Source organism: Campylobacter estrildidarum (genome assembly GCF_005406205.1).
Taxonomy (GTDB): Bacteria; Campylobacterota; Campylobacteria; order Campylobacterales; family Campylobacteraceae; genus Campylobacter_D; species Campylobacter_D estrildidarum.
Genome location: NZ_NXLZ01000007.1, coordinates 54,590 through 76,179, shown reverse-complemented (window position 1 = coordinate 76,179; position 21,590 = coordinate 54,590). Strand labels below are relative to the sequence as shown.

Annotated in this window: 23 protein-coding genes; 5 read left to right on the top strand and 18 right to left on the bottom strand. The window is 30.3% G+C overall.

Annotated features, from left to right (window positions below; all coding sequences use genetic code 11):
- From nuoL to CQA69_RS05095, 17 genes are all read right to left on the bottom strand, one after another.
- On the bottom strand, positions 1-1,791 hold the full coding sequence (nuoL, locus tag CQA69_RS05175) for an NADH-quinone oxidoreductase subunit L (RefSeq protein ID WP_137620740.1): 1,791 nt from the start codon (positions 1,789-1,791) through the stop codon (positions 1-3).
- Between the two features lies 1 nt (position 1,792).
- Positions 1,793-2,086: an NADH-quinone oxidoreductase subunit NuoK gene (gene nuoK, locus CQA69_RS05170; RefSeq protein WP_137620739.1), complete on the bottom strand. Its 294-nt coding sequence runs from the start codon at positions 2,084-2,086 to the stop codon at positions 1,793-1,795.
- Entirely contained in the window at positions 2,083-2,601 is a 519-nt protein-coding gene (locus CQA69_RS05165; protein WP_137620738.1) for an NADH-quinone oxidoreductase subunit J, read from the bottom strand. Before CQA69_RS05165 ends, nuoK begins: the two co-directional genes overlap by 4 nt.
- Positions 2,598-3,239 carry an NADH-quinone oxidoreductase subunit NuoI gene (nuoI, locus tag CQA69_RS05160; protein ID WP_137620737.1) on the bottom strand — a complete coding sequence of 214 codons (642 nt, stop codon included), beginning with the start codon at positions 3,237-3,239 and terminating at the stop codon, positions 2,598-2,600. The genes CQA69_RS05165 and nuoI overlap by 4 nt, the downstream gene beginning before the upstream one ends.
- An 8-nt stretch (positions 3,240-3,247) precedes the next feature.
- Positions 3,248-4,246, bottom strand: a complete 999-nt coding sequence (nuoH, locus tag CQA69_RS05155) for an NADH-quinone oxidoreductase subunit NuoH (protein ID WP_137620736.1) — start codon at positions 4,244-4,246, stop codon at positions 3,248-3,250.
- Positions 4,239-6,701, bottom strand: a complete 2,463-nt coding sequence (locus CQA69_RS05150; protein WP_137620735.1) for an NADH-quinone oxidoreductase subunit G — start codon at positions 6,699-6,701, stop codon at positions 4,239-4,241. The genes nuoH and CQA69_RS05150 overlap by 8 nt, the downstream gene beginning before the upstream one ends.
- On the bottom strand, positions 6,698-7,390 hold the full coding sequence (locus tag CQA69_RS05145; RefSeq protein ID WP_137620734.1) for a hypothetical protein: 693 nt from the start codon (positions 7,388-7,390) through the stop codon (positions 6,698-6,700). Before CQA69_RS05145 ends, CQA69_RS05150 begins: the two co-directional genes overlap by 4 nt.
- Positions 7,387-7,617, bottom strand: a complete 231-nt coding sequence (locus tag CQA69_RS05140) for an NADH-ubiquinone oxidoreductase subunit E family protein (protein ID WP_137620733.1) — start codon at positions 7,615-7,617, stop codon at positions 7,387-7,389. Before CQA69_RS05140 ends, CQA69_RS05145 begins: the two co-directional genes overlap by 4 nt.
- The gene (nuoD, locus tag CQA69_RS05135; RefSeq protein WP_137620732.1) at positions 7,614-8,840 is read right to left on the bottom strand and encodes an NADH dehydrogenase (quinone) subunit D; all 1,227 of its coding nucleotides are present in this window, start codon (positions 8,838-8,840) and stop codon (positions 7,614-7,616) included. The genes CQA69_RS05140 and nuoD overlap by 4 nt, the downstream gene beginning before the upstream one ends.
- A 1-nt stretch (position 8,841) precedes the next feature.
- On the bottom strand, positions 8,842-9,633 hold the full coding sequence (locus tag CQA69_RS05130; RefSeq protein WP_137620731.1) for an NADH-quinone oxidoreductase subunit C: 792 nt from the start codon (positions 9,631-9,633) through the stop codon (positions 8,842-8,844).
- Between the two features lies 1 nt (position 9,634).
- A complete protein-coding gene (locus CQA69_RS05125) occupies positions 9,635-10,138 on the bottom strand; it encodes a NuoB/complex I 20 kDa subunit family protein (protein WP_137620730.1) in 504 nt (167 codons plus the stop codon).
- A complete protein-coding gene (locus tag CQA69_RS05120; protein ID WP_137620729.1) occupies positions 10,120-10,509 on the bottom strand; it encodes an NAD(P)H-quinone oxidoreductase subunit 3 in 390 nt (129 codons plus the stop codon). Before CQA69_RS05120 ends, CQA69_RS05125 begins: the two co-directional genes overlap by 19 nt.
- 132 nt (positions 10,510-10,641) lie before the next feature.
- Positions 10,642-11,307 (bottom strand): ATP-binding cassette domain-containing protein, encoded by a 666-nt coding sequence (locus CQA69_RS05115; protein ID WP_137620728.1) that lies wholly within the window; start codon positions 11,305-11,307, stop codon positions 10,642-10,644.
- A complete protein-coding gene (locus tag CQA69_RS05110; protein ID WP_246023123.1) occupies positions 11,300-12,010 on the bottom strand; it encodes an ATP-binding cassette domain-containing protein in 711 nt (236 codons plus the stop codon). Before CQA69_RS05110 ends, CQA69_RS05115 begins: the two co-directional genes overlap by 8 nt.
- The gene (locus CQA69_RS05105) at positions 12,007-12,795 is read right to left on the bottom strand and encodes an ABC transporter permease (RefSeq protein ID WP_137620726.1); all 789 of its coding nucleotides are present in this window, start codon (positions 12,793-12,795) and stop codon (positions 12,007-12,009) included. Before CQA69_RS05105 ends, CQA69_RS05110 begins: the two co-directional genes overlap by 4 nt.
- Positions 12,788-13,720 carry an ABC transporter permease gene (locus tag CQA69_RS05100; RefSeq protein WP_246023122.1) on the bottom strand — a complete coding sequence of 311 codons (933 nt, stop codon included), beginning with the start codon at positions 13,718-13,720 and terminating at the stop codon, positions 12,788-12,790. The genes CQA69_RS05105 and CQA69_RS05100 overlap by 8 nt, the downstream gene beginning before the upstream one ends.
- Complete coding sequence (locus CQA69_RS05095) at positions 13,720-15,258, bottom strand: ABC transporter substrate-binding protein (RefSeq protein ID WP_137620725.1); 1,539 nt, start codon at positions 15,256-15,258, stop codon at positions 13,720-13,722. Before CQA69_RS05095 ends, CQA69_RS05100 begins: the two co-directional genes overlap by 1 nt.
- 260 nt (positions 15,259-15,518) lie before the next feature.
- Between CQA69_RS05095 and CQA69_RS09155 the strand changes: the two genes are divergently transcribed.
- The 5 genes from CQA69_RS09155 to CQA69_RS05075 are packed head-to-tail and all read left to right on the top strand — an operon-like array spanning position 15,519 to position 19,960.
- Positions 15,519-16,757 (top strand): molybdopterin-dependent oxidoreductase, encoded by a 1,239-nt coding sequence (locus CQA69_RS09155; RefSeq protein WP_246023121.1) that lies wholly within the window; start codon positions 15,519-15,521, stop codon positions 16,755-16,757.
- On the top strand, positions 16,720-17,883 hold the full coding sequence (locus CQA69_RS09150; protein ID WP_246023120.1) for a molybdopterin dinucleotide binding domain-containing protein: 1,164 nt from the start codon (positions 16,720-16,722) through the stop codon (positions 17,881-17,883). Before CQA69_RS09155 ends, CQA69_RS09150 begins: the two co-directional genes overlap by 38 nt.
- Before the next feature lie 10 nt (positions 17,884-17,893).
- A complete protein-coding gene (locus CQA69_RS05085) occupies positions 17,894-18,553 on the top strand; it encodes a DMSO/selenate family reductase complex B subunit (RefSeq protein ID WP_137620724.1) in 660 nt (219 codons plus the stop codon).
- The gene (locus CQA69_RS05080; protein ID WP_137620723.1) at positions 18,540-19,406 is read left to right on the top strand and encodes a dimethyl sulfoxide reductase anchor subunit family protein; all 867 of its coding nucleotides are present in this window, start codon (positions 18,540-18,542) and stop codon (positions 19,404-19,406) included. The genes CQA69_RS05085 and CQA69_RS05080 overlap by 14 nt, the downstream gene beginning before the upstream one ends.
- The gene (locus CQA69_RS05075) at positions 19,406-19,960 is read left to right on the top strand and encodes a TorD/DmsD family molecular chaperone (protein ID WP_137620722.1); all 555 of its coding nucleotides are present in this window, start codon (positions 19,406-19,408) and stop codon (positions 19,958-19,960) included. Before CQA69_RS05080 ends, CQA69_RS05075 begins: the two co-directional genes overlap by 1 nt.
- Here CQA69_RS05075 and CQA69_RS05070 read toward each other — a convergent pair.
- Positions 19,957-21,588, bottom strand: coding sequence for a multidrug ABC transporter permease/ATP-binding protein (locus CQA69_RS05070; RefSeq protein WP_137620721.1), 1,632 nt, complete (start codon positions 21,586-21,588; stop codon positions 19,957-19,959). The two genes, CQA69_RS05075 and CQA69_RS05070, sit on opposite strands and share 4 nt — an antisense overlap.
- Positions 21,589-21,590 lie beyond the last annotated feature (2 nt).

Sequence of the window (21,590 nt, the reverse complement as noted above, 5' to 3'; positions counted from 1 at the left end):
TTACACCACCCTTACTAAAATAAGTAAAATCACAAAACCAGCAATTAAGAATTTAAGCATTAAATTTAAACTATTTGGCATAATCATCTTTTTAGAAATTAAATTACAATAAAAAGAAATCTTTTCAATTATTGCATCTAGAATAAAAATATCACAATGCTTCATTATTGCACATAAACTTTCATATTTAGCCACTATAAATTTATGATAAAATTTCGGTATATAATAATCATTGCTTAAAAGTTTATGAATTTTATTTTCTTCTATACTTGGTTTAAACCAAGAAAATTTATATGCAAGGATTGCCAAAAGTATTCCTAAAACTCCTGCGATACTTGCACAAATCATAACAATTTCATTTTGTGCATCTATAAAAACAAGTTTAGAGCTAATATACTCAAAAAAATTATGTTCAAACAACCCTGCGATAATTGCTAAAATCATCAAAGGAATCATAGCCAAAAGTGCTATTTTGCTCGCCTCATGCGGATGCGCATCGTGTCTAGGATTTGTAAAGAATACAAGCATTAAAAGTCTAAAACTATAAAAAGCTGTCATAAACGCCGCAACCAAAAGCACTAAAAATATTCCATGATGATGAGTGATAAAAGAATAACCTAAAATTAAATCTTTTGAGAAAAACCCTGCAAAAGGATAAATTCCCACTAAAGCTAAAGAACCTATAGTCATAAAAATGGCAGTTACTTTCAAAGGTTTAAAAAGTCCACCCATTTTTTTAATATCTAGGCTATCATTCATAGCATGCATTACATTTCCAGCACCTAAAAACAATAAAGATTTAAAAAAAGCATGCGTTGCTAAATGAAACAATGCTATACCATAAGCTCCAAGTCCTGCTGCTACAAACATATAACCTAGTTGGGATAAAGTAGAATAAGCAATAATTCTTTTTAAATCTCTTGCTACTAAGGCCATAGAGGCGGCAAATATAGCAACAAAAGCTCCAAGAGCGGCTATAAAATAGGAAACTTCAGGGACTAAAGAGTAAATTTCTCCTGCTCTAATAACCAAATAAACTCCAGCTGTAACCATAGTCGCAGCATGGATTAAGGCCGAAACAGGAGTAGGTCCTGCCATCGCATCGGCAAGCCAAGTATGAAAAGGAAATTGTGCAGATTTTCCCATTGCACCTATAAATAAACAGCTTGCTATTAAAATTAAAGCATTATGATCTAAATTTTGAGCCATTGAAAAAACTTCGTTATATTTTAAGGTTCCAGCTTGAATATAAAGCCAAAAAATACCTAAGAGCATACCTAAATCAGCAACCCTATTCATAATAAAAGCTTCATTAGCCGCAAAAGAATAAGTATTGTTTTTATACCAAAAACCTATTAAGAGCCAAGAACAAAGTCCAACGCCTTCCCAGCCTACAAAAAGACCTAAAAAATTATCACTCGTAATTAAAAAAAGCATAGAAAATACAAAAAGCCCCAAGTAAGCGAAAAATTTGTTAAAACCTTCGTCATGAGCCATATAAAAGATACTATAAAAATGCACACAAGTAGCTACAACACCCACAACACTCATCATTGTAAGAGAAATAACATCTATGTTAAAACCAAAATTTACACCTGCAAACCATTCAAAAAAAGTCAAACTGGTGGTAAAATTATTGAAAAGTAAATATAAAGAACAAAAAGTCCCGATAGCTATAAATATAGCACATATATAACCTACAAAAACCTTTCTTTGACTTAAAGAAAAACAACTTGCAAATAAAAAAGATATAAAAGGACTTAAAAGTGAAATTAAAGCTAAATTTTGCATATTAAGCCTCCTCTTTTAAACTTTTTAATTCTAAGGTTCCTTTTTTTCTATACCAAAGTACACATAAAGCAACCCCAACAGCAACTTCGCAAGCTGCAACACCTATAACAAAAAGTGCAAAAATCTGACCATTTAAATCCTGATGCATTTTTGAAGCCGCTATTAAAGCCAAATTTGCAGCATTGAGCAAAATCTCACTCGAAATAAACAACATAATAAGATTTTGTCTTTTTAAAATTCCAACAAGTCCTATAATAAACATTAAAATAGCTATAAAAAAATATTTTTCTATCATTGTTTTTCCTTTAAAAGGTCTTTGTGAGTAAGCACTATAGCACAAACAAGAGCAATCAAAAGCAATATAGCTACAAATTCGAAACCTAAAAGATATTTTGAAAAAACTTGCAAGGCAAGTTGTTTATTGTAATCATATAGAGCTGGATCACCTAAAGGCAAATTTGTAGTTACATTCTCATATTTAAATCCTAAAAGCATAAATAAAAGAAAAACTGCACTTAAAATAATTAAAGCAAAAAAACTTTTTTTTGCTTTAATCTTTTCTTTAAACTCTTTAGACGCATCAAAAAACATCATAGCAAAACTATAAATTCCAAGTACAGCTCCACCATAAACAATGATTTGTATAGCACCTAAAAATTCTGCATCCAATAAGAAGTAAAAGCCTGATAAAAATACCATTCCTCCAGCTAAAGCAGAGAGAGAATAAAGCATAGTTTTACTTAAAACCGCTATTAAAAAAAATCCTAAAACCACCACACTAAAAAATACAAAGGCCAAAGTCTCTATCATTTTACTTCTCCTTGTGAATTTTGATCTTGTGCTTCTAAGCTTTTATTCTGCAATACGTCATAGTAATTAGGTGTTTTTTTAACCAATAAATCAGCGTCTTTTCTAAGACTTCCTGCTCCTTCAAATTCTACTTGATTTTTAAGTTTATCAATAGGAGTTAAAAAATCTTGCTTATAACCAAAATAAGATCTTTGTTCAGCTGCATTTTCATATTCTAAGCCATGAACTATAGCAAGTTCTGGGCAAACTTCAGCACAAAATCCACAATAAATACAACGCCCTAAATTGATACTATAATTACCAACCTTTTTACGTCCATCTTTATCTAAAGAAGTTTCCATTCTTATACAATTACTGATACAAATTTTTTCACAAAGTCCACAACCTATACAACGCTCATTTTCACTTTCTATAAAACGCATAAGTCTATGTACCGCGCGATAACGATTATCAAGCTGAAGTTTTTCTAAAGGATATTTTATAGTCACACAATTATTTCGTCTAAGCATTTCACGCATCACCACACCTAAACCTACAAAAAGTTCAAGCTTTATACTCCTTTTTAAAGCTTGTAAAATCTTTTGCCAAGTAGTAATAGGCGTTTTTCTGTTTCCATCAACCAAATAATAATTTTTCATTTAAACTCCTATAAAAGCACAAATAAAGCAGTAATTAAAAGATTTAAAACCGCCAAAGGAATTAAAATCAAATAACACATTCTCATTACCTGATCAGGACGCAATTGAGGAAAAGCAGCTCTAGCCCAAAAATACCAAAAGAAAATAAAAACTGATTTTAATATCATCATAATCCATCCAGGTATTATCCAAAAACTATTAAAGCCACCTAAAAACAATAGAGAAATTAAAATTGCTCCTGCTATCATACTAGCATATTCACCTATAAAAAACATTCCCCAGCGAAGTCCAGAATATTCCGTCCCATAACCAGCAACAATCTCGGCATCATTTTCAGCCAAACAAAGTGGAGTCCTATTTGTTTCAATAAAAAGAGCTATAATAAAAAGTATAAAAGCCAAAGGTTGTTTGAAAATCAGCCAAGAAAAAAGCCCATCGCTTTGATAATTATTTATATCTATTAAAGAAAAAGAACCTGTAAGCATCACAATAGCCATTAAAGCTAATGCGCCAACACTCTCATAAGATAAAATTGCCACAAGACCCCTTGCTGCACCTAAAATAGACCATTTATTATTGCTTGAAAGTCCTCCTAAAAATACTGCATAAAAACAAAGTCCAGAAGTTCCTATAACAAAAAGCAAAGCTACATTGATATCAGAAATTAAAGGCTGTATAGTATGTCCAAAAAGTGTAAATTCGGGTAACATTGGAATAGCTGCTAAAGACACAAAAGCACAAATTGCTGCAAGAAGAGGCGCGATTGCAAATATAATTTTTTGCGAATTAGAAGGAATAATATCCTCTTTTGTAAAAAGCTTAATCATATCCGCAACAAGCTGAATAAGTCCGAAAGGTCCGACCATATCAGGACCTATACGACACTGAAAACACGCTAAAACCTTTCTCTCAGCATAGGTTGCAAGTCCCGCTAAAGTCGCAAAAAATGCGATCACTATAATACATTTTATTAAAACTTCTAAGGCAAAAAAAGCGAAATCACTCATTGTTTGCTCCTATTTTTTGTATTTTTGCAAAAACAAATCTTTCATCAAAAAAACTCAAAGTATCAAGTTTTTCATCAAAATATGGCAGATAAGCTCCATTTTTTAAATCCTTATCTATACGCACACTCAAACTTAATTCTTTATCTTTTATGCTAATTTTAACAAGATTGTTATCTTCTAAACCTTTTTCTTTGGCTAAATTTTCACTTATTCCAAGAAATATAACTTCATTAATAGCACTTGCACGATTAGAAAATCTACCAAATTGATAGCTAGGGTTTGCACTATAAAGTAAAATTTCATTTTCTTTTAACTCTAAAGTATTAGAATTTGGAGCTATAAATTCTTTTTTAGCGCTTTTCTTGAAACAATCTAAATTGAGTTCATAACCTCTTTTACATTCTCCACCATTGGTATAATAATTTTCCAAATTATCAAACTCAATCGGAGAAAATCCTTTATCTATAGGCAATCTTTTTGTATAATCAATAGTATATTCTTGATCAAACCCTAAAGCATTAGCCAAATCATTTAAATAATATCCGCCAAATTCTAAAGCAGCGTTTGTTGGAACTACTCTTTTATTATAATTTAAAAATGTTCCTTCTTGTTGATTTAAACTAGAACTCGCTAGATCAGCATGTTCTTCATAGGAAAATGTAAAATCTCCTCTTTCATTATATCCTAAGGTTTTACCCTCGGCTTTATCAGCACTTAAGTCACAAATCATCGCAACCCCTAAAGTATTTGTATGCGTAGGATTTAGAAAAACTTTAAAAGGAGTGCTTGTTTGCACCAACGCTAATAACTTAGCAAGTTTTTTAGCATCGCGATGGAAGTAAAAATCGCTACCCGCTACAAGAGTAAATTTAGTTTTTTTGAGTAATAAATCTTCAAGTTTATCTTCATCTAAACCTAAATTTTTAGCAAAAACTGAACGCTGAACTTCTATACTTTTTTTCACTTTTTTTGGAACAAGTTTTTTTACTTCTTTTTCAATCTCATTACCTTGTTCATCTTTTTCTTTTACTTTTTCTATTACTTCTTCATTAATAGTCTCTTCAATTTCTTTATTTTCTTTGACAAAAAATTCAGACAAGTTAGCTTTTATGCTTTCATCTGTCGTAAATTTTTGAAGTAAAAAATATAAAATCTGCTCTTCATCTCCACTTTTATGTACACAAGAAACAAAATTTTTAGAATATTTCTCAACACCAAAATCTCCTATAGGATGAAAATAAATTCCAGCGCCCTTATTCATAACTAAAGCATTATTTACCTTATAGCTTAAAGTTGGTGCATCGTATCTTAAAAGTGTCCCTGAAACAACTAAAAAATCACTTTTTATTATATCATCACTTGTAGCATTATAAAATTCGCCCGAATTTTCTACAAATTCATTTAAAAACTCTTTAAATTTCAAAGCTTCTTCATTTATCAAGTTAAGTTCAAATTTCTTTTTAAGATTTTGTAAAATTAATGCTTCTTCATTGGTTATAAAACTATTAAATTTAATATTTTTAATTTCATTTTTATCAAAAAGTGCTACAAGCTCATTAAAAGCTTTTTCATCTTTACTAGCTTCATTTTGTGTATCAAAACCAAATCTCGCTGCTTTATTTAAAGTTGCAAAGGCAAAATCATTGCTTACGCGATAAATTTTAGGCTTTTGATCGCTAATTCCACTTTGCTTGATATCATAATACATAAGTTCGCAATCGCTAGAATGAGGATTTGAGGCAGGAATTCTTTTAAGTTCCCAAATATTAGAAGTATATTGAAACTTAGATCCAATCAAGGCCCCAGTTGGACAAACACTAGTACATTCTCCACAAAATGAACAATTTAAAATCTCTCCATTTGATGGGCCAATTAAGCTTTTTTGAAATTTTGTCCAAATTGCATAAGCATCTTTACCCATTGTTTCTTTAAAACTGGCATCTACTGCATCTCCTCCACGTGGAACCGTTTTTAAAGCACTTTCACCGATCTTATCTTTACAAACTGTAACACAACGCTCACAAACAATACAAAGTGCAGGATCATAATTGATCATTCCCCAATGTTTATGTGGTTTATGAGTATCTTTTATCCAATGTTTTTGTATATTTACTCGAGATTTATGTGTGAAATTTTGCAATTCACATTCACCCGATTTATCACATACTCCACACTCTAAAGGGTGATTGATGCAATAAGTTTGCATTATCTCATTTCTTTCATCCCACAAATTTTGCAAATCACTCTCTACAACCATACCATCTTTTGCTTTTGTATTGCAAGAATAAACTTTTTTACCATCAGCTTCTACCATACACATACGACAGGCTAAAGTTGGACTACAACCTGTTAAATAGCAAATTGCAGGAATAAAAATATCATTTCTTCTTGCTATATTTAAGATATATTCGCCTTCCTCAAAGGCGCAATCAATACCATTTATTTTAATTGTCATTTTGCTTCCTTTATGCGAATTTGGGTAAAGTCAAAACCATAATTTTCATAATTTAAAAAACCTATAGTACCTTGCAAATTTTCATCTAAACAAAGTGTAGTTTTAAGATTGAAATCTTTAGCTAAAATTTCTACTTCACTTTGATCTTTGCATTTTGAAATTTGCAAAAATTGCTTTGAGCAATGTAAATTTTTATCTTCTAAGTTAGCTTTGAAAAGCACTAAACCATCATAATTATCAAGCTCTTTTAAAGGATTTAACTTCGTATTTTTAAAATCACACTCTTGCTCATTGCTGTCTAAAATTTTGAGTTTAAATTTTTCGCTTAAAAAATTTAAAAAATACTTGATATTTTCGCTATCTTTATAAAAACTAATATTTTCATCAATAATCAAATATTGAGCTTTTTTTAAAAATTCAAGTATATCACCTGCTTCTTCTTCTCCAAAACAAGATTCTGCACTCAAGTATCCTTCATCTAAATCTTTAAAAATCTTTTCATCGCTCATTTTACAAAGTAAAGCCAAAACAAAACTTAAGCTTGCAATTTCGCATTTATAAAACTTAGCCTTTAAACATTTGTCTTCAAGACAAGAAATATTGACATTTTCACCTTGAATTTTGCTGCATAAATCTTTATTTTTAATGCTTGGCATATCTAAAAAACAAAGTGCTTTTTCATAAATCATACACTTTCCTTTTTAATTACGATAGTCCAATCAACTTGATTAAATTTTAAAGAATTCAAAAGCTCACATCTATTCTCCTCTTTTACAAAAGAAAAGCTTTTCTCTACAGCGGAAAAATCTCCGATTTCAAAAAGAATCACCAATACTTCACCAGCTTTTGCTTCTTTAATTACCTGTGCTAAATCCTCAAAGAGTTCCTTGCTCTTTCTTAAATCTACTCTTCTCATCGATCAATCTCACCTAAAACTATATTTACATTACCCATAATTGCCACAACATCAGCTAAATAAGTCCCTACTAACATCTCTTCGAAAAAAGAACAATGCCAATAACTAGGAGTCCTAGCTTTCAAACGATATGGTCTTCCTGTTCCATCACTATGGATAAAAAATCCTAACTCGCCTTTTGGACTTTCAGTAGGTACATAAACTTCACCTTTTGGAGGCTTTAAGCCTTGAGTTACTAAAACAAAATGCTGCATCAATGAATAATTTTGTGTCAAAATTTGTTCTTTTGAAGCACTTACATATTCTGGATGATTGGATAAAATTTCAGGCGGTGTATCCTTATAAAGAGCTGCGCATTGTCTTAAAATTTTAAGACTTTCTCTAAATTCTTGCATATAAACCTTATATCTTGCATAAGAATCCCCTTGAGTTGCATAAGGGACACCAAAATCTACCTCATCATAAAGCAAATAAGGTTCTTCTTTACGTATATCATAGCAAATTCCGCTTCCTCTTAAAAGCACTCCACTACAGCCCCAATTTAAAGCTTGTTCTTTAGTTACCACTCCTACATTTTCAGTTCTCAAACGCCAAATTCTATTATCGTCTAACAAGGCTTCATAATCGGCAATATTTTTAGGAAATTTATCACAAAAAGCTAGAAGCTCTTGTAAATAACCTTCGGGCAAATCAAGCATTACTCCACCAATTCTCATTGAAGAATGCGTGAGTCTTGCTCCGCAATATTTTTCAATCAAATCTAAAACATATTCTCTTTCTCTAAAACAATATAAAAATACAGTCATAGCTCCGATATCAAGTGCGTGTGTTGCGAGCCAGAGTAAGTGTGATCCTATACGATTAAGCTCTAAAAGTATCATACGAATGACTTGGGCTCTGCGTGGAATTTCCAAACCACATAATTTTTCAACCGCAGCACAATAAGCATAATTATTTGAAGAAGCTGCAACATAGTCCATTCTATCGGTTGTTGGAATAAATTCTTGATAAATCATATTTTCAGCCATTTTTTCCATACCGCGGTGCATATAACCTATAGTCGGACGAGCTTTAACCACTTGTTCACCATCAAGTTCCAAAACAAGACGTAAATTTCCGTGTGCTGAAGGATGTTGCGGTCCCATATTGATAATCATTTTTGAATCTTCTTGTTCAAAAGCTATATTTTCATAATAAGGTTTTAACTTGCTAGGAATTTGCATTTTAACGCCTTTTTTCTAAAATTTTTGCTTGATCACGTTTAACTTTTTTTACAAAAGCAACACCTTCTTCTTCTTGATACTCTTGTTTAAAAGACACTTCTTTTGGATCTGAACCTTTAGAAGTTTCGTGATAAATTCTTGAAAAATTAAGAGTATCTTTATCATCTACAAAGCCAGGATCTCTTTGCTCAGATCCAACAACTTCACGATATTCTTTTCCAAAAATTCTATCAATTTCATACCATTGTGCAAACTCATCACCTTTTAAAGGATAAGTTTTTAAAAGCGGATGTCCATACCAATCATCAGGCATTAAAATACGTTTTAAATTTGGATGATTTACAATGAAAACCCCAAACATATCATAAATTTCTCTTTCACTCCAATTTGCTCCTTTAAAAACGCTAGTAACACTTTGAAGTCTCTCCTTTACTCCTACAAAAGTTTTCACTCTTACCCTTAATCTTTTGTCCATATTAAGAAGTTGATAGAAAACTTCAAAACCATTTTTAGAAGCAACAAAATCAATTGCACTTGCTTCAGTAAAAGATATATAGCCTAAATTTTTAAGAATTTGAAGAGTTTCAACATTGTCTTCTTTATTGATTTGAATTACCCAAAAATCGAGCTCAACAAAAGAATCTAAAATTTTAACTTGAGTTTTTAAAGTTTCATAATCTTGCTTGAAAACACTCTCATTAATGTCCATTTTTTTTGTATGTGGAGCGTGATAAAACCTATCTGTATAATAATTTTTTAACTGAACATCTTTTTTATTAGTATATTTTCTCATTTTATACCAACCTTTTTGGCGCAATTTTACGACTTGCTTTTTCTTTACGAATTCTTTTTTGTAAAATCATTAAAGCAAATTGAAAACTTTCAGGGCGTGGAGCACAGCCTGGAACATAAATATCTACAGGTATGATACGATCCACTCCTTGTACTGTAGAATAAGTATTAAACATACCTCCTGTATTAGCGCAACTTCCCATAGAAATAACCCATTTAGGTTCAGGCATCATATCATAAAGCCTTCTTGTAAATTCAGCATGTTTTTTGCATAAAGTTCCCGCGATAATCATTACTTCACTATGACGCGGAGAAGCTCTAAAAATGGTTCCAAAGCGGTCAAAATCATATCTTGATCCTCCAGCAGCCATCATTTCTATAGCACAACAAGCCAAACCATAAGTTAAAGCCCATAAAGAATTACTTCTACCCCACTGAACTAGCTTATCAACACTAGTTAAAACAACTGGCAAACCGCTAGTATAATTTATTTGATGCTCTGCCATGTAAATGCTCCTTTTTTATATGCATATAAAAAACCAACTCCTAAAAGTAAAATAAAAATAATAACTTCTAAAAGGCCGAACAAACCTAAGTCTTTAAAAATTAAAGCCCAAGGAAATAAAAAAACAACTTCAATATCTAAAAGAATAAATATCAAAGCAATGATAAAAAATTGAGAATTGATTTTATTTGCTTGCTTAACAGGTATAGGACCGCATTCATAAATTCCAAGTCCTAATTTTTTTCGACTTTTTGAGGCAAAATTATTACCAATTGTTGAGGCTAAAAAAACCAATCCGAAAAAGATAACACTAGCAAGCACTATCATTAAAAATATACCAAAATAAGGGTGTGCTACATCCATATGAGACATCTGCTCTCCTTTTTTAACATTTTTGAATTTGCTTTAAATAATAAAATTTGCTGTCCTAAACCAAATAAATATTTTACTCTAAAATTTTTATATTAAAACTTAAAAAATAAAAAAATATATTGTTAAATTTATTTAAAGTTGGATTTTTTTATATTTAAATTGACTAAATAATTCTTTTTGATGAGTGATAAAAATATAAGAAAGATGATTTTCTTGTTGATAAAATTTTAAAAAATCTAAAATTTCTTTTGAATTTTTTACATCAAGCATCGAAGTTATTTCATCTAAAATCAGTAATTTTGGCTTTAAAATCAAAGCACGTATAAGTCCTATACGAGAAGCCTCTCCTCCACTTAATTCATAAGGCTTGGATTCTAAAATTTGTCGCTTTAAACCAAAACGATCAAAAAAATCAAAAATCATTTCATCATTCTTTTTTAAATTAAAATTTTCTAAACCATCTTGTATTAAATCCTTGATTTTTTTATAAGGATTTAAGGCCATTTTTTGATCCTGAAAACAATACTGAATTTCTTTTCTTAAAAGTCTTTGTTTATCTTTTTTTATTTTATGTAAATTATGATTTTGGTATAAAATTTCTCCTTCGCTAGGATATTCTAAAAAACAAAGTATTTTTGCTAAGGTGCTTTTTCCAGATCCGCTTTGACCTAAAATCATTAAATTTTCACCCTGTTCTAAAGAAAAATTAATATTTTCAAAGACTAAATATTTTTCTTTTTTTAAATACCAATGCTTTTTTATCTCATAAAATTTAGTCAAACTACGCACTTTAAGCATTATAAATTCCTAAAAACGCATTTAAAGTATAAAAATTCGCACGCTCTTTTTCTAACACAAGAACTTCATCAGCTAAAGAACGAATGAAATATAAATCGTGAGTGATACAAATTAAACCTATGTCTTTTTTTAGCTCTTTTAAAATTTCAATTATTTTTTGAGTATTTTTAGCATCTAAAGAAGCTGTAACCTCATCACAAATTAAAATTTGTGGCTTATGCAATAAAGCTAAAGCTAAACTTGCGCGTCTAGCCATCCCTACGCTTAACTCATAAGGGTAAGAATGCCATAGTAAATCTAAATTGTCAAATCCTAATTTTTCAAAATAAGAAAAAACATACTTTTTATATTCTTTTTGATTTAAATTTGTATGAGTTTTTAGGATCAAAGAACATAGTTTTCCTATATCCAAACAAGGATAAAGACTCGATTCACTATCTTGCAAAACAAGTGCTATTTTAGAACGCAATTCTCGAAGTTTGTCATTGCTTAACTTTAGAATTTCAATCCCATTAAAACTAAATTCATCAGCATTAATATTAAAATCAGAATCCAAAAGTCTTACTAAAGCTTTACTCAATAAACTTTTTCCTACTCCACTTTCTCCTGTAATGGCTAAAGTTTTTCCTTTTTCTAAAGTAAAATTGATATTTTCAAGCAAAACTTTATTTTTAAAACTTATGCTTAAATTTCGAACTTTCAAGATTTCACTCCCCATTTATCTTGTAAAAAATTACCCAACCATAAAAGCGGTAAAAAAAGTAATATAAGAGTTAAAAGTGGAAAAAATATTACCCACCAAGCTCCCACAAAAGCAGCTTTTGAAAATTCACTTAATAAAATTCCTAAAGTTGGAAATTCAAACCCTATTCCAAATCCAAAAAAACTTAAAGTTGCTTCTGTAGCAATTGCGTGTATGATATTAAATATAAAAAGTATAAAAAATAATGATTTTAAAGCGGGTAAAAGTTCCTTAAAAAAAATCTTCAATGGAGTTCCACCTAAGACGATGCTTGCTTTATAAAATTCTAAAGTTTCTAATCTTTTTAATTCACTCTCAACCACTTTAGCAATGAAACACCAATGCATTAAAGCGATTAAAAAAATCATTAAAAATAAATTCATATGGACAAAACTTTGAAAAAACATCATCAATAAAAAAGCCGGAAATGCTAAAAAAAGTTCCAAAATACGCATCCAAAAAGTATAAAAAAATAAACGGGCCCATAAAAGATAAAAAATAGCAAAACAAATGGATAAAAAAGCACTACAAATTCCTATAAATAAAGAATTTCTTAGAGCAAAAAGCAAACGCGAAAACAAATCTCTTCCTAAGAAATCTGTACCTAAAATATAAACTAGATTAGGAGCTTGATATAGATCTTGTAAATGGGTTGATAAAATATCAAATGGGGCTAAAAACGGAGCAAATATAGCACACACAAATAAACACACCAATGGAATAAGATAAATAATAATTTTACGCAAAAGAAAACTTTCTTAACTTTGGATTTAAAGCCCTAGCAATCATATCGCTTAAAAATGTGAAAAATGCTGCAGATAAAACACTCAAAAATAACAAAGCTAAAACTACTGGAAAATCTTTAAAAATAATGCTCTCAAGCAATAAACTTCCAAGACCACTATAATTAAAAACGCTTTCAACAATATAAGCTCCCATTATAAAGCTCAACGCTGTACTTCCAAAATAAGCTATAATAGAACCTAAGGAGTATCTTAAAACTAAACAATCAATTTCTCTTTGCCTTAAGGCTCTAGCATAAAGATTTTGAATAAAAATTTGAGAAAAACTCTCGTGAATAAAATTTTTTACTATCCTTAAATATATAGCTAAATGTGATAAAACAAGAACCAATATAGGTAAAATTAAATGCTTTAATTGATTTAAAAAATTATCATCACTAAAATCAATCCAAGATGAAAAATTCCAAAAAATTCCAAAAACCAATATAAAAAGCAACGCTAAAACTAATGGAGGCAAGGCAAAAAAATTAAATGTTATGAAAGCGATCATTTTTTCTATAAAACTATTTTTAAAATGATATTCCACAAAAGCTAAAATAATACTCAAAACAAATAAAATACTTAAAGCGCTTAAACTTAAAATTAAAGTATTAAAAAGTCTTTCTTTGATCATTTTTACCACACTTTCTCCGCTCAATAAAGAAACTCCAAAATCCCCTTTTAAAGCTTTAAAAAGCCAAATTTTATATTGAGTTAGCAAAGGCTTATCAAGCCCTAAATTTCGCTCTATTCTTTGGATAAATTCTTTACTTTGTGAATTAACACCACTTGCATAAGCGATATTTCCCTTGCTAAAATAAAGCATAACAAAACACAAAAAAGTACTCAAAAAAGCAACAAAAATACTTAAAATAAAGCGTAGAAACACTAGTTTTTAACCCACTTATAAATATTTGTAGTAAAACCGACTCCGTGATGACCTAAAACTCTAGGCTCAATTCCTTCAATTTTTTCATTATAAACTAAGGCAAAATCAAGATAAGCTATAAAAATAAAAGGTGGATTTTCATATAAAGCATCGATAAATTCTTTATAGTATTTTTTACGTTCATTGACATTTAAAGTATTTCTTGCTTTTTGCAAGGCAAGATCAACCTTTTTATCGCGATAATGACCAAAATTCCAACCTTGTCCATTCAAATCACTATCTTGAGAACTTTCAAATACTCTAAAAGTATGAAAATCAGGATCAAAAGGACTTCCCCAACCGATAACAAAACTATCAACCTTAGAATAATCAAAACTACCCGCTGGTTTAGCTACAACTTGAGTTAAAACCCCAATTTTTTTAAATTCGCTTTGCAAAATTCCAGCCAAACTCACTCTTAAAGGATCGTTACTCATCGCATAAATTTGAAATTTTAATTCTTTTCCATTTTTTTCAAAAATCCCTTCTTTATTTTTAACAAAACCTGCACTAAAAAGTAATTTTTCGGCCTTTGATACATTATAATCAAAAGAATTGAAAGCATTAGGATTTGCCCAAGAATTTTGCAAAGGATGTGAGGCAACAAAGCCGTAATTATGCAAAAGATTTTTAACTATACTTTCTTTATCTATGGCATAATTTAAAGCCTTTCTAACTTTTATATCTTTTAAAAATTCATTATTTAAATTAAACATCAAGGCCCTATAATCAGCTGATTTTTCGCGTAAAATTTTAAATTTTGGATTATTTTTAAAAGTTTTCAATAAAGAACTATCGATTAAAGCAGCATCTATTGTGCCATTTTTTAATTCTACACTAGCAATTAAAGGATCAAAAATATGCTTTATGATTAATTTTGGAGTTTTTACCTTTGCAAGATAAAAATTTTCATTGGCTTTTAATTTTGCATATTCTCCTTTTTTCCACTCGAGCAATTTATATGCCCCTGTGCCTATAGGGTGCTGGTTAAAAGAATCCGTATTTAGATCTTTATTTTCAAGCAAATGTTTGGGTAACATTCCTATGCTTAAAGCGTCCAATAAAGCAGGATAAGGCTTAAAAAGAGTGATTTTTATATGATAAGGATTTACAATATCTATTTGTTTTATATTTTCAAAATTTACATATAATGGAGAATTATTTTTAGGATTTTTAAAAGCTTCTATGCTAAATTTTACATCTTGAGCATTAAATTTTATACCATCGTGCCACAAAACATCTTCTCTTAAAAAAATATTATAAACCAATCCATCTTTACTGATTTGCCAAGATTTTGCTAAGTCTGGCTTTAGATTCATATTTTCATCAAAACGAGTTAGGCCTGAAAAAATAAGATTGATTAGCAAATCGTGATCTTCACTATAAGCTGGATTTATTCTTGAAATTTCATTTTCAGATGCTATTATTAAAGTATCTTTTGGAATTTGAGCTTGTAAATTAACCCATAAAACTAATATAAAAACCCAAAATCTAAACATTTTTTTCCTTATTTATTTTAGTAATTAAAAAATTATAAAATAAAAAAAAATAAGCCACAAGCCCCTATGGGGGATAATAGTGTTTTAGTCTAAAAAATTTATTTATCATTTACTCATTTTAAATTAAAAATTAAAATTTTAAATACTAATGAAAATATCTAATCAAAGTCCCTATTTAAGATATTTTTAGTCTTAATTTTACTTGAATTTTTATTTTAGTTGGAATATAATGATTAAATATTTAGTAACAAGGAGCACGTATGCAGCAAAATCGTAGGGATTTTTTAAAATGGAGTTCTTTATTTGGTGGTTTGGCTTTAACTCCTATGCAACTAAGTTCAAATATACTCAAAACCTCGCCTATGGTAACAAAGTGGGCTGGGTGCAATGTAAATTGTGGAACAAAATGTCCTATTAAGGTTCATACTCAAGATGGGGTTGTAAAATACGTTAGTACAGATAATGAAGGAGAAGATGACTTTGATACACGTCAAGCTAGAGCTTGTGTTAGAGGAAGAAGTTCAAGATATAAGGTTTATAATGCCAATCGTCTCAAAAGACCTTTAAAAAGAGTGGGCAAAAGAGGAGAAGGTAAATTTATGCCTATTTCTTGGGAACAAGCTTTTGATGAAATCGCTTCAAAAATGAAAGAAGTGAAAGAAAAATACGGAAATGAAGCATTTTTTATCACTTATGCAACTGGAACTACTGGAACTATTATTAATCGCTGCACTTCAGGTCCTTGGGCTAGACTCTTAAGTTTATATGGAGGATATTTAAACTACCATAACACTTACTCAACGGCACAAATTTCAAATGCAATGAATTTTTTCTATGGAGGATCTCCAGCAAGCGATATCGCGACTCTACGTTCTGCAAAACTTGCCATCTTTTTTGGTGCCAATCATGTAGAAACAAGAATGGGTGGAGGTGGTATAGGCTATGCTTATCATAAAGCTTTGGAAGAAAGTGGCTGTAAGATTATCCATATTGATCCAAGATATAATGATTCTTGTATAGGACATTGCGATGAATGGATCCCTATAGTTCCTGGAACGGACGCGGCTTTAATCGCAGCTTTAGCCTATGTGATGATTAAAGAAAATTTACTGGATAGAAAATTTCTTGATACCTATACTATAGGTTTTAGTGAAAATACCCTACCAAGCGATGCACCTAAAAATTCAAGTTATGAAAGTTATGTTTTAGGAACTTATGATGGGGTGGAAAAAACTCCCGAGTGGGCGAGTAAAATCACAAAAATTCCATCTCGTCGCATCACTCAACTTGCAAGAGAAATCGCCTTAACTAAGCCTTGCTTTATAGAACAAGGTTGGGGAGTGCAAAGACATTCCAATGGAGAACAAAACGCAAGAGCCATTGCAACTTTAGCTTGCATGATAGGAAGTATAGGTATAGAAGGAGGTAATACAGGCTGTCGAACTGGATCAAGTAAAACTTATGATATTATGGGAATGCCTTATAAGAATCCTATTTAAAGACTCTATTCCTTGTTTCTTATATACGGATGCTATTTATCGTGGTAAAGAAATGACAGATCTTAGCGATGGAGTGCGTGGAACAAAACAACTCAAACAAAATATTAAATTTATCTTCAATACAGCAGGAAATTGCTTAACCAATCAGCACAGTACCATTAAGGAAGTCGATCGCATTTTAAGTGATGAAAGTTTGTGTGAATGTATCGTTGATATTAATGTTACAAGAACGCCATCTAATAATTATGCTGATTATATTTTACCTGATGCGACTATGCTAGAACAAGAAGATTTTATTAGACCTAGTGCGGGATATTATAGCAATAGGCCTTATATTATTTATTGTCAAAAAGCTATAGAGCCTGTAGGCGAGGCAAAGCCTATTTATGAAATGTGTATTGAACTTGCTAAAAGATTAGGCATAGAAAAAGAATTTAGCGAAGGAAAAACCCAAAAAGACTGGTTAAAATACCTTTATGAAGAAAGTATGAAAAAAAATCCACTCTTGCCAAGTTTTGAAGAAATGACTTCTAAGGGACTTGTAAAATTTGATCCGGTTAAACCTGTTGTCGCACTTGAAGATTTTATAAAAGATCCTATCAATCATCCTTTAAAAACCCCAAGCGGTAAAATCGAAATTTATAGTAATGAACTTGCAAAAATGCAAAAAACTTGGAAATTAAGAGAGGGGCAACAAATCGTTCCTATTCCTGTGTTTGAAAGTCAAAGAGAAGGCATACTTGATCCTTTAAAAGAAAAATATCCTTTACAATTTTATGGATATCATTACAAAGGAAGAACTCATTCTAGTTTTTGGGAAATTCCACAAATTAGAGAAACAAACCCTCAAGAAATTTGGATCAATCCTATCGATGCACAAACAAGGGGTATTAAAACAGGAGATATGATCCAAGTTAGAAATGACTTAGGTATTATCCAAGGAATGGCAAAAGTAACGCCAAAAATCATACCAGGTTGTGCAGTCACTCCTCAAGGAGCTTGGGCTAAATATGAAAATGGTATCGATGTAGGAACTTGCGTTAATTCTTTAGCGAGTATAGTGCCAACTGCTATTTCAAAAGGCAATGGACAACATTCTATTTTAGTAGAAATTGCAAAAGTTTAAGGAGTGCAAAATGAATTTAGAAGAAAACTCACAATTTGGTTTTATGCTTGATCAAAGCAAATGTGTAGGTTGTAGAACCTGTTCTTTATCTTGTAAAGATTATAAAAATATGCCTGTAGGAGTAAATTTTCGTCGTGTTTTTGAAACAGAAGGGGGTAATTGGACTTGTAAAGAAGAAGATGGGAGTGTAGAACAAAACGTTTTTGCTTATTATACTTCTATATCTTGCAATCACTGCTCTGATCCAGCCTGCCTTAAAGCTTGTCCAACCGGTGCAACCATGAAGGTAAAATGGGGCATTGTTATGGTTGAAGATAGTATGTGCATAGGATGCAAAGCCTGTGCTATGGCTTGTCCTTATGGTGCTCCACAATTTAATCACGAAAGTGGGCACATGAGTAAGTGTGATGGTTGTTATGATAGACTCAAAGAAGGAAAAAATCCGATTTGTGTGGATTCTTGTCCTTTTAGAGCCTTAAAGGCTGGAGATATCGCTAAATTAAGAGAAAAACATGGAAATTTAGCTTCAATCACTCCTTTGCCTGATGCAAGTATCACGCATCCAAATTTATGTATAGTGCCTGAAAAACATAGTTTGCCTTCAGGAAATAAAAGTGCAATTTTTCATTTGCCACAAAATTATCAAGGAGTAAAAAATGACATCCTTTAATCATATCTTTAGCGAAATGCCTTTGGTGCTTTTTACTATACTAGCTCAAGCCTTTATCGGTCTTAGTTTTGTTTATACTCCTGCTTTCTTAAATGGCTATAAAAATCTTAACCATTTAAAATCTTTTGGGCTTTTTTTAGGTATAGCTATGATTGTAGCTTTTATACCTTCTTTTTTTCACCTAAATGACATAACACATATTTTCAATGTGCTCAATCGTCTTGGATTTTTTTACGCCAATAATCAATGGTATGTAGGCTGGATGAATAATGAGATTTTATTTGTTTCTTTAGTTTGTGTTTTTGGATTTTTGCTCTACTATAAAAATAAACAATGGATCTTTTTTATAGCATTGCTATGTGGAATTTTAGGAATTTTCTTTATGAGTGGAGCCTATGGTTCTATGCAACAAAGCGTGCCAACTTGGGATTTTAAAATCACTTTACTTTATTTTTTTGCTAGTGCGATTTTTTTAGGTTCTATTCTTTATTATTGTTTTTTTGAAGAAAGCGAACATGAAAGAAAAATGTCTTTTTTTGCAGGACTTATTGGCATAGGACTTTTAAGTACAGCTATTGTTTTGCAAACCTTGCACGTGGGACAAACTTGGATTATGGGACTTGTAAATCCTTTTGAACTTTTAGGGGGAACTTATATTTGGTTTATAGGATCATCTTTTGCATTTTTGGGACTAAGTATCACTTGTTGGTATTTAAATAACTATCTTTATGAGAAATTCCAAAGTAAATTTTTTACCTATTTTGCTCTATTGTGTGCCTTTATAGGAGTGTTTGTTACTAGAATGCTATTTTATGGTTTAATAAGTACGCAAATTATGCTAGGGCACTCTTAATGAAACATCTAGCTATAGATATTTTCATTACTTTTTTAAAAAATCCACCTAAACAAGATTTGCTAGAGAAAATTCAAGAAGAACAACTCTGGCAAAAGTGGTTTTTAAAAAATGAAAATCTTTTGCAAAAAGAAGCTTTAGAGCTATTAAGTCATTCTAAAGAAGATGAAAAAACAATAGGATATGATTTTACTTGTCTTTTTTTAAGCGATATTGATTTTGTCAAAGCTCCACCTTATGCCTCTTTTTACCTTGATAAAGATAAAGAAATTTATTCAAGCAATTCTGAAAAAGTAAAAAATATCTTTTTAAAATACAATTTTTTAAATTTTTTAGAAAATGAACCTCAAGATAGTCTGATTAATGAGCTTTTGTTTATCAAAGAATTGCTAAAAAATGAAAATGAGAAGATCTTGAAAGAATTTTTGGAAAAAGAATTTTTTACTTGGTTTGACTTATGGAATGATGATTTTCTAAATGGATCAAAAAGTAATTTTTACAAAGGCTTAGCCATGCTTATGAGAGATTTTTTTCAAGAATTTAAAATCCATTAATCAAATTTTTCTACTAAATTTTTTGCTAATTCTTTGATATTTTCACCCTTTAATTCGCTTATATTTCCATCTTGCGCAAGCAAAATTCTATCGGCACTATCAAAATAAGCATCATCATGAGTAATTGCAAAAATAGTTTTACCCTGCTCTTTTAATAAAGGTAAAAGCTTTTTATAGAAAAATTTTCTAAATACCGGATCTTGATCAGCAGCCCATTCATCAAGAACTAAAACATCTCTTTCTTCAAGCAAAGCTATAAGCATAGCTAAACGCTTTTTTTGTCCTGTGGAAAGTTTGGTAAAAGTTAGTTCATTATCACTAACATTTGTTTTATTATTTAATTCTAAAAAATTAAGCCAAAAAGCGATTCTTTCTTCACTTGCAAAGCCATTTTTACTTAAAGTTTTGCTAAAAAGATGAAAATCACTAAAAACAGCTGAAATAAGAGTTTTATATCGTTTTAAATTTTCTTCATCAATTGGCATATTATCCACATAAATTTCACCACTACTTGGTTTAAAAAGCCCTGTTAAAAGCATACAAAAAGTTGATTTTCCGCTTCCATTTTTACCGATTAAAAATATAAGTTCGCCTTTTTTTATATCAATATTTACAGGATTTAAACTGAAATTTTCTTCATAAGAAAAAGAGACATTTTTAAAAGAAATTTGCTTCCAATTCTCAATATAATCTATTTTTTCAAAGTTTTCCTTGTATTCATCTAATTCTAATTTTTCGATTTTATCTAAAGCAATTTTTGCTAAAAGCAAGGTAGGAAAAGAAGAAATCATAGATACCAAAGGTGTTCTTAAAAATAAAATAGAAAGAGCTATAGTGGTTGCCTCATTTACACTTGCTAGATTATATTTTAAAGCTAAAAAAAACTCCATACCCACTAAAGCTAAAAGCGTTACATTTGTCCAATTGTTGGAAAGATTATTAAAAAGATTTCCTAAAGTACTATTTTTCTTTTTCGCTTTTGCATTATTTTCAAATTCAAGTTCATAATAAAACTTAGCTCTTTCTTGGTTGATTAAAAGTTCTTTATGGCCATCGAGTATATTTTGGTAATTGTTTTGTAAAGCATCATCGTTTTCTCTAGCCTTGCGAAAATAATAATAAACTTTCATCATTAAAAAATGATTTGTTACAAAAATAACCGCGATCCAAACCGCACAAAAAATAAAAATTTCAAAAGAAAGATAACACAGATAAATACTCGTGCAAAAAATCAAAATACTTGATTGTAAAAATTCAGGCAAACGCAAAAGCCCAAAAGATATATTTCTAACATCAGAACCTAAAGATGCCAAAATTCTTGCTTTACCCACTTTGGCTACTCGGAGTAAAGGAGTATCTAAAATTTGTTTTACGATACGCTTTTGCATTTTAAAAATAAAATTTTGTCCAAAAATACTCAACCCAAGCTCAACCATAGTCGAACTTGTAAAAAAAACTAAAAGTAAAATTAAAAAATAAAAAATAGGTATATTTTGTGCATTTTTAAGTAAGTAATCATTGATAAAAATTAGAGTAAAAACACCTACAATGCTTGTTATAAAAGAAAAAAATAAAAAAGATAAAAATTTTAATTTATTATTTTTAAGCATTTCGATAATAAAAGACATCT

Excerpts from the sequence above, each read along its gene's own strand:
- nuoL (WP_137620740.1), bottom strand. The coding sequence starts at position 1,791 with ATGCAAAATTTAGCTTTAATTTCACTTTTAAGTCCTTTTATATCTTTT.
- nuoK (WP_137620739.1), bottom strand. The coding sequence starts at position 2,086 with ATGATAGAAAAATATTTTTTTATAGCTATTTTAATGTTTATTATAGGA.
- CQA69_RS05165 (WP_137620738.1), bottom strand. The coding sequence starts at position 2,601 with ATGATAGAGACTTTGGCCTTTGTATTTTTTAGTGTGGTGGTTTTAGGA.
- nuoI (WP_137620737.1), bottom strand. The coding sequence starts at position 3,239 with ATGAAAAATTATTATTTGGTTGATGGAAACAGAAAAACGCCTATTACT.
- nuoH (WP_137620736.1), bottom strand. The coding sequence starts at position 4,246 with ATGAGTGATTTCGCTTTTTTTGCCTTAGAAGTTTTAATAAAATGTATT.
- CQA69_RS05150 (WP_137620735.1), bottom strand. The coding sequence starts at position 6,701 with ATGACAATTAAAATAAATGGTATTGATTGCGCCTTTGAGGAAGGCGAA.
- CQA69_RS05145 (WP_137620734.1), bottom strand. The coding sequence starts at position 7,390 with ATGATTTATGAAAAAGCACTTTGTTTTTTAGATATGCCAAGCATTAAA.
- CQA69_RS05140 (WP_137620733.1), bottom strand. The coding sequence starts at position 7,617 with ATGAGAAGAGTAGATTTAAGAAAGAGCAAGGAACTCTTTGAGGATTTA.
- nuoD (WP_137620732.1), bottom strand. The coding sequence starts at position 8,840 with ATGCAAATTCCTAGCAAGTTAAAACCTTATTATGAAAATATAGCTTTT.
- CQA69_RS05130 (WP_137620731.1), bottom strand. The coding sequence starts at position 9,633 with ATGAGAAAATATACTAATAAAAAAGATGTTCAGTTAAAAAATTATTAT.
- CQA69_RS05125 (WP_137620730.1), bottom strand. The coding sequence starts at position 10,138 with ATGGCAGAGCATCAAATAAATTATACTAGCGGTTTGCCAGTTGTTTTA.
- CQA69_RS05120 (WP_137620729.1), bottom strand. The coding sequence starts at position 10,509 with ATGTCTCATATGGATGTAGCACACCCTTATTTTGGTATATTTTTAATG.
- CQA69_RS05115 (WP_137620728.1), bottom strand. The coding sequence starts at position 11,307 with ATGCTTAAAGTGCGTAGTTTGACTAAATTTTATGAGATAAAAAAGCAT.
- CQA69_RS05095 (WP_137620725.1), bottom strand. The coding sequence starts at position 15,258 with ATGTTTAGATTTTGGGTTTTTATATTAGTTTTATGGGTTAATTTACAA.
- CQA69_RS09155 (WP_246023121.1), top strand. The coding sequence starts at position 15,519 with ATGCAGCAAAATCGTAGGGATTTTTTAAAATGGAGTTCTTTATTTGGT.
- CQA69_RS09150 (WP_246023120.1), top strand. The coding sequence starts at position 16,720 with ATGATATTATGGGAATGCCTTATAAGAATCCTATTTAAAGACTCTATT.
- CQA69_RS05085 (WP_137620724.1), top strand. The coding sequence starts at position 17,894 with ATGAATTTAGAAGAAAACTCACAATTTGGTTTTATGCTTGATCAAAGC.
- CQA69_RS05080 (WP_137620723.1), top strand. The coding sequence starts at position 18,540 with ATGACATCCTTTAATCATATCTTTAGCGAAATGCCTTTGGTGCTTTTT.
- CQA69_RS05075 (WP_137620722.1), top strand. The coding sequence starts at position 19,406 with ATGAAACATCTAGCTATAGATATTTTCATTACTTTTTTAAAAAATCCA.
- CQA69_RS05070 (WP_137620721.1), bottom strand. The coding sequence starts at position 21,588 with ATGTCTTTTATTATCGAAATGCTTAAAAATAATAAATTAAAATTTTTA.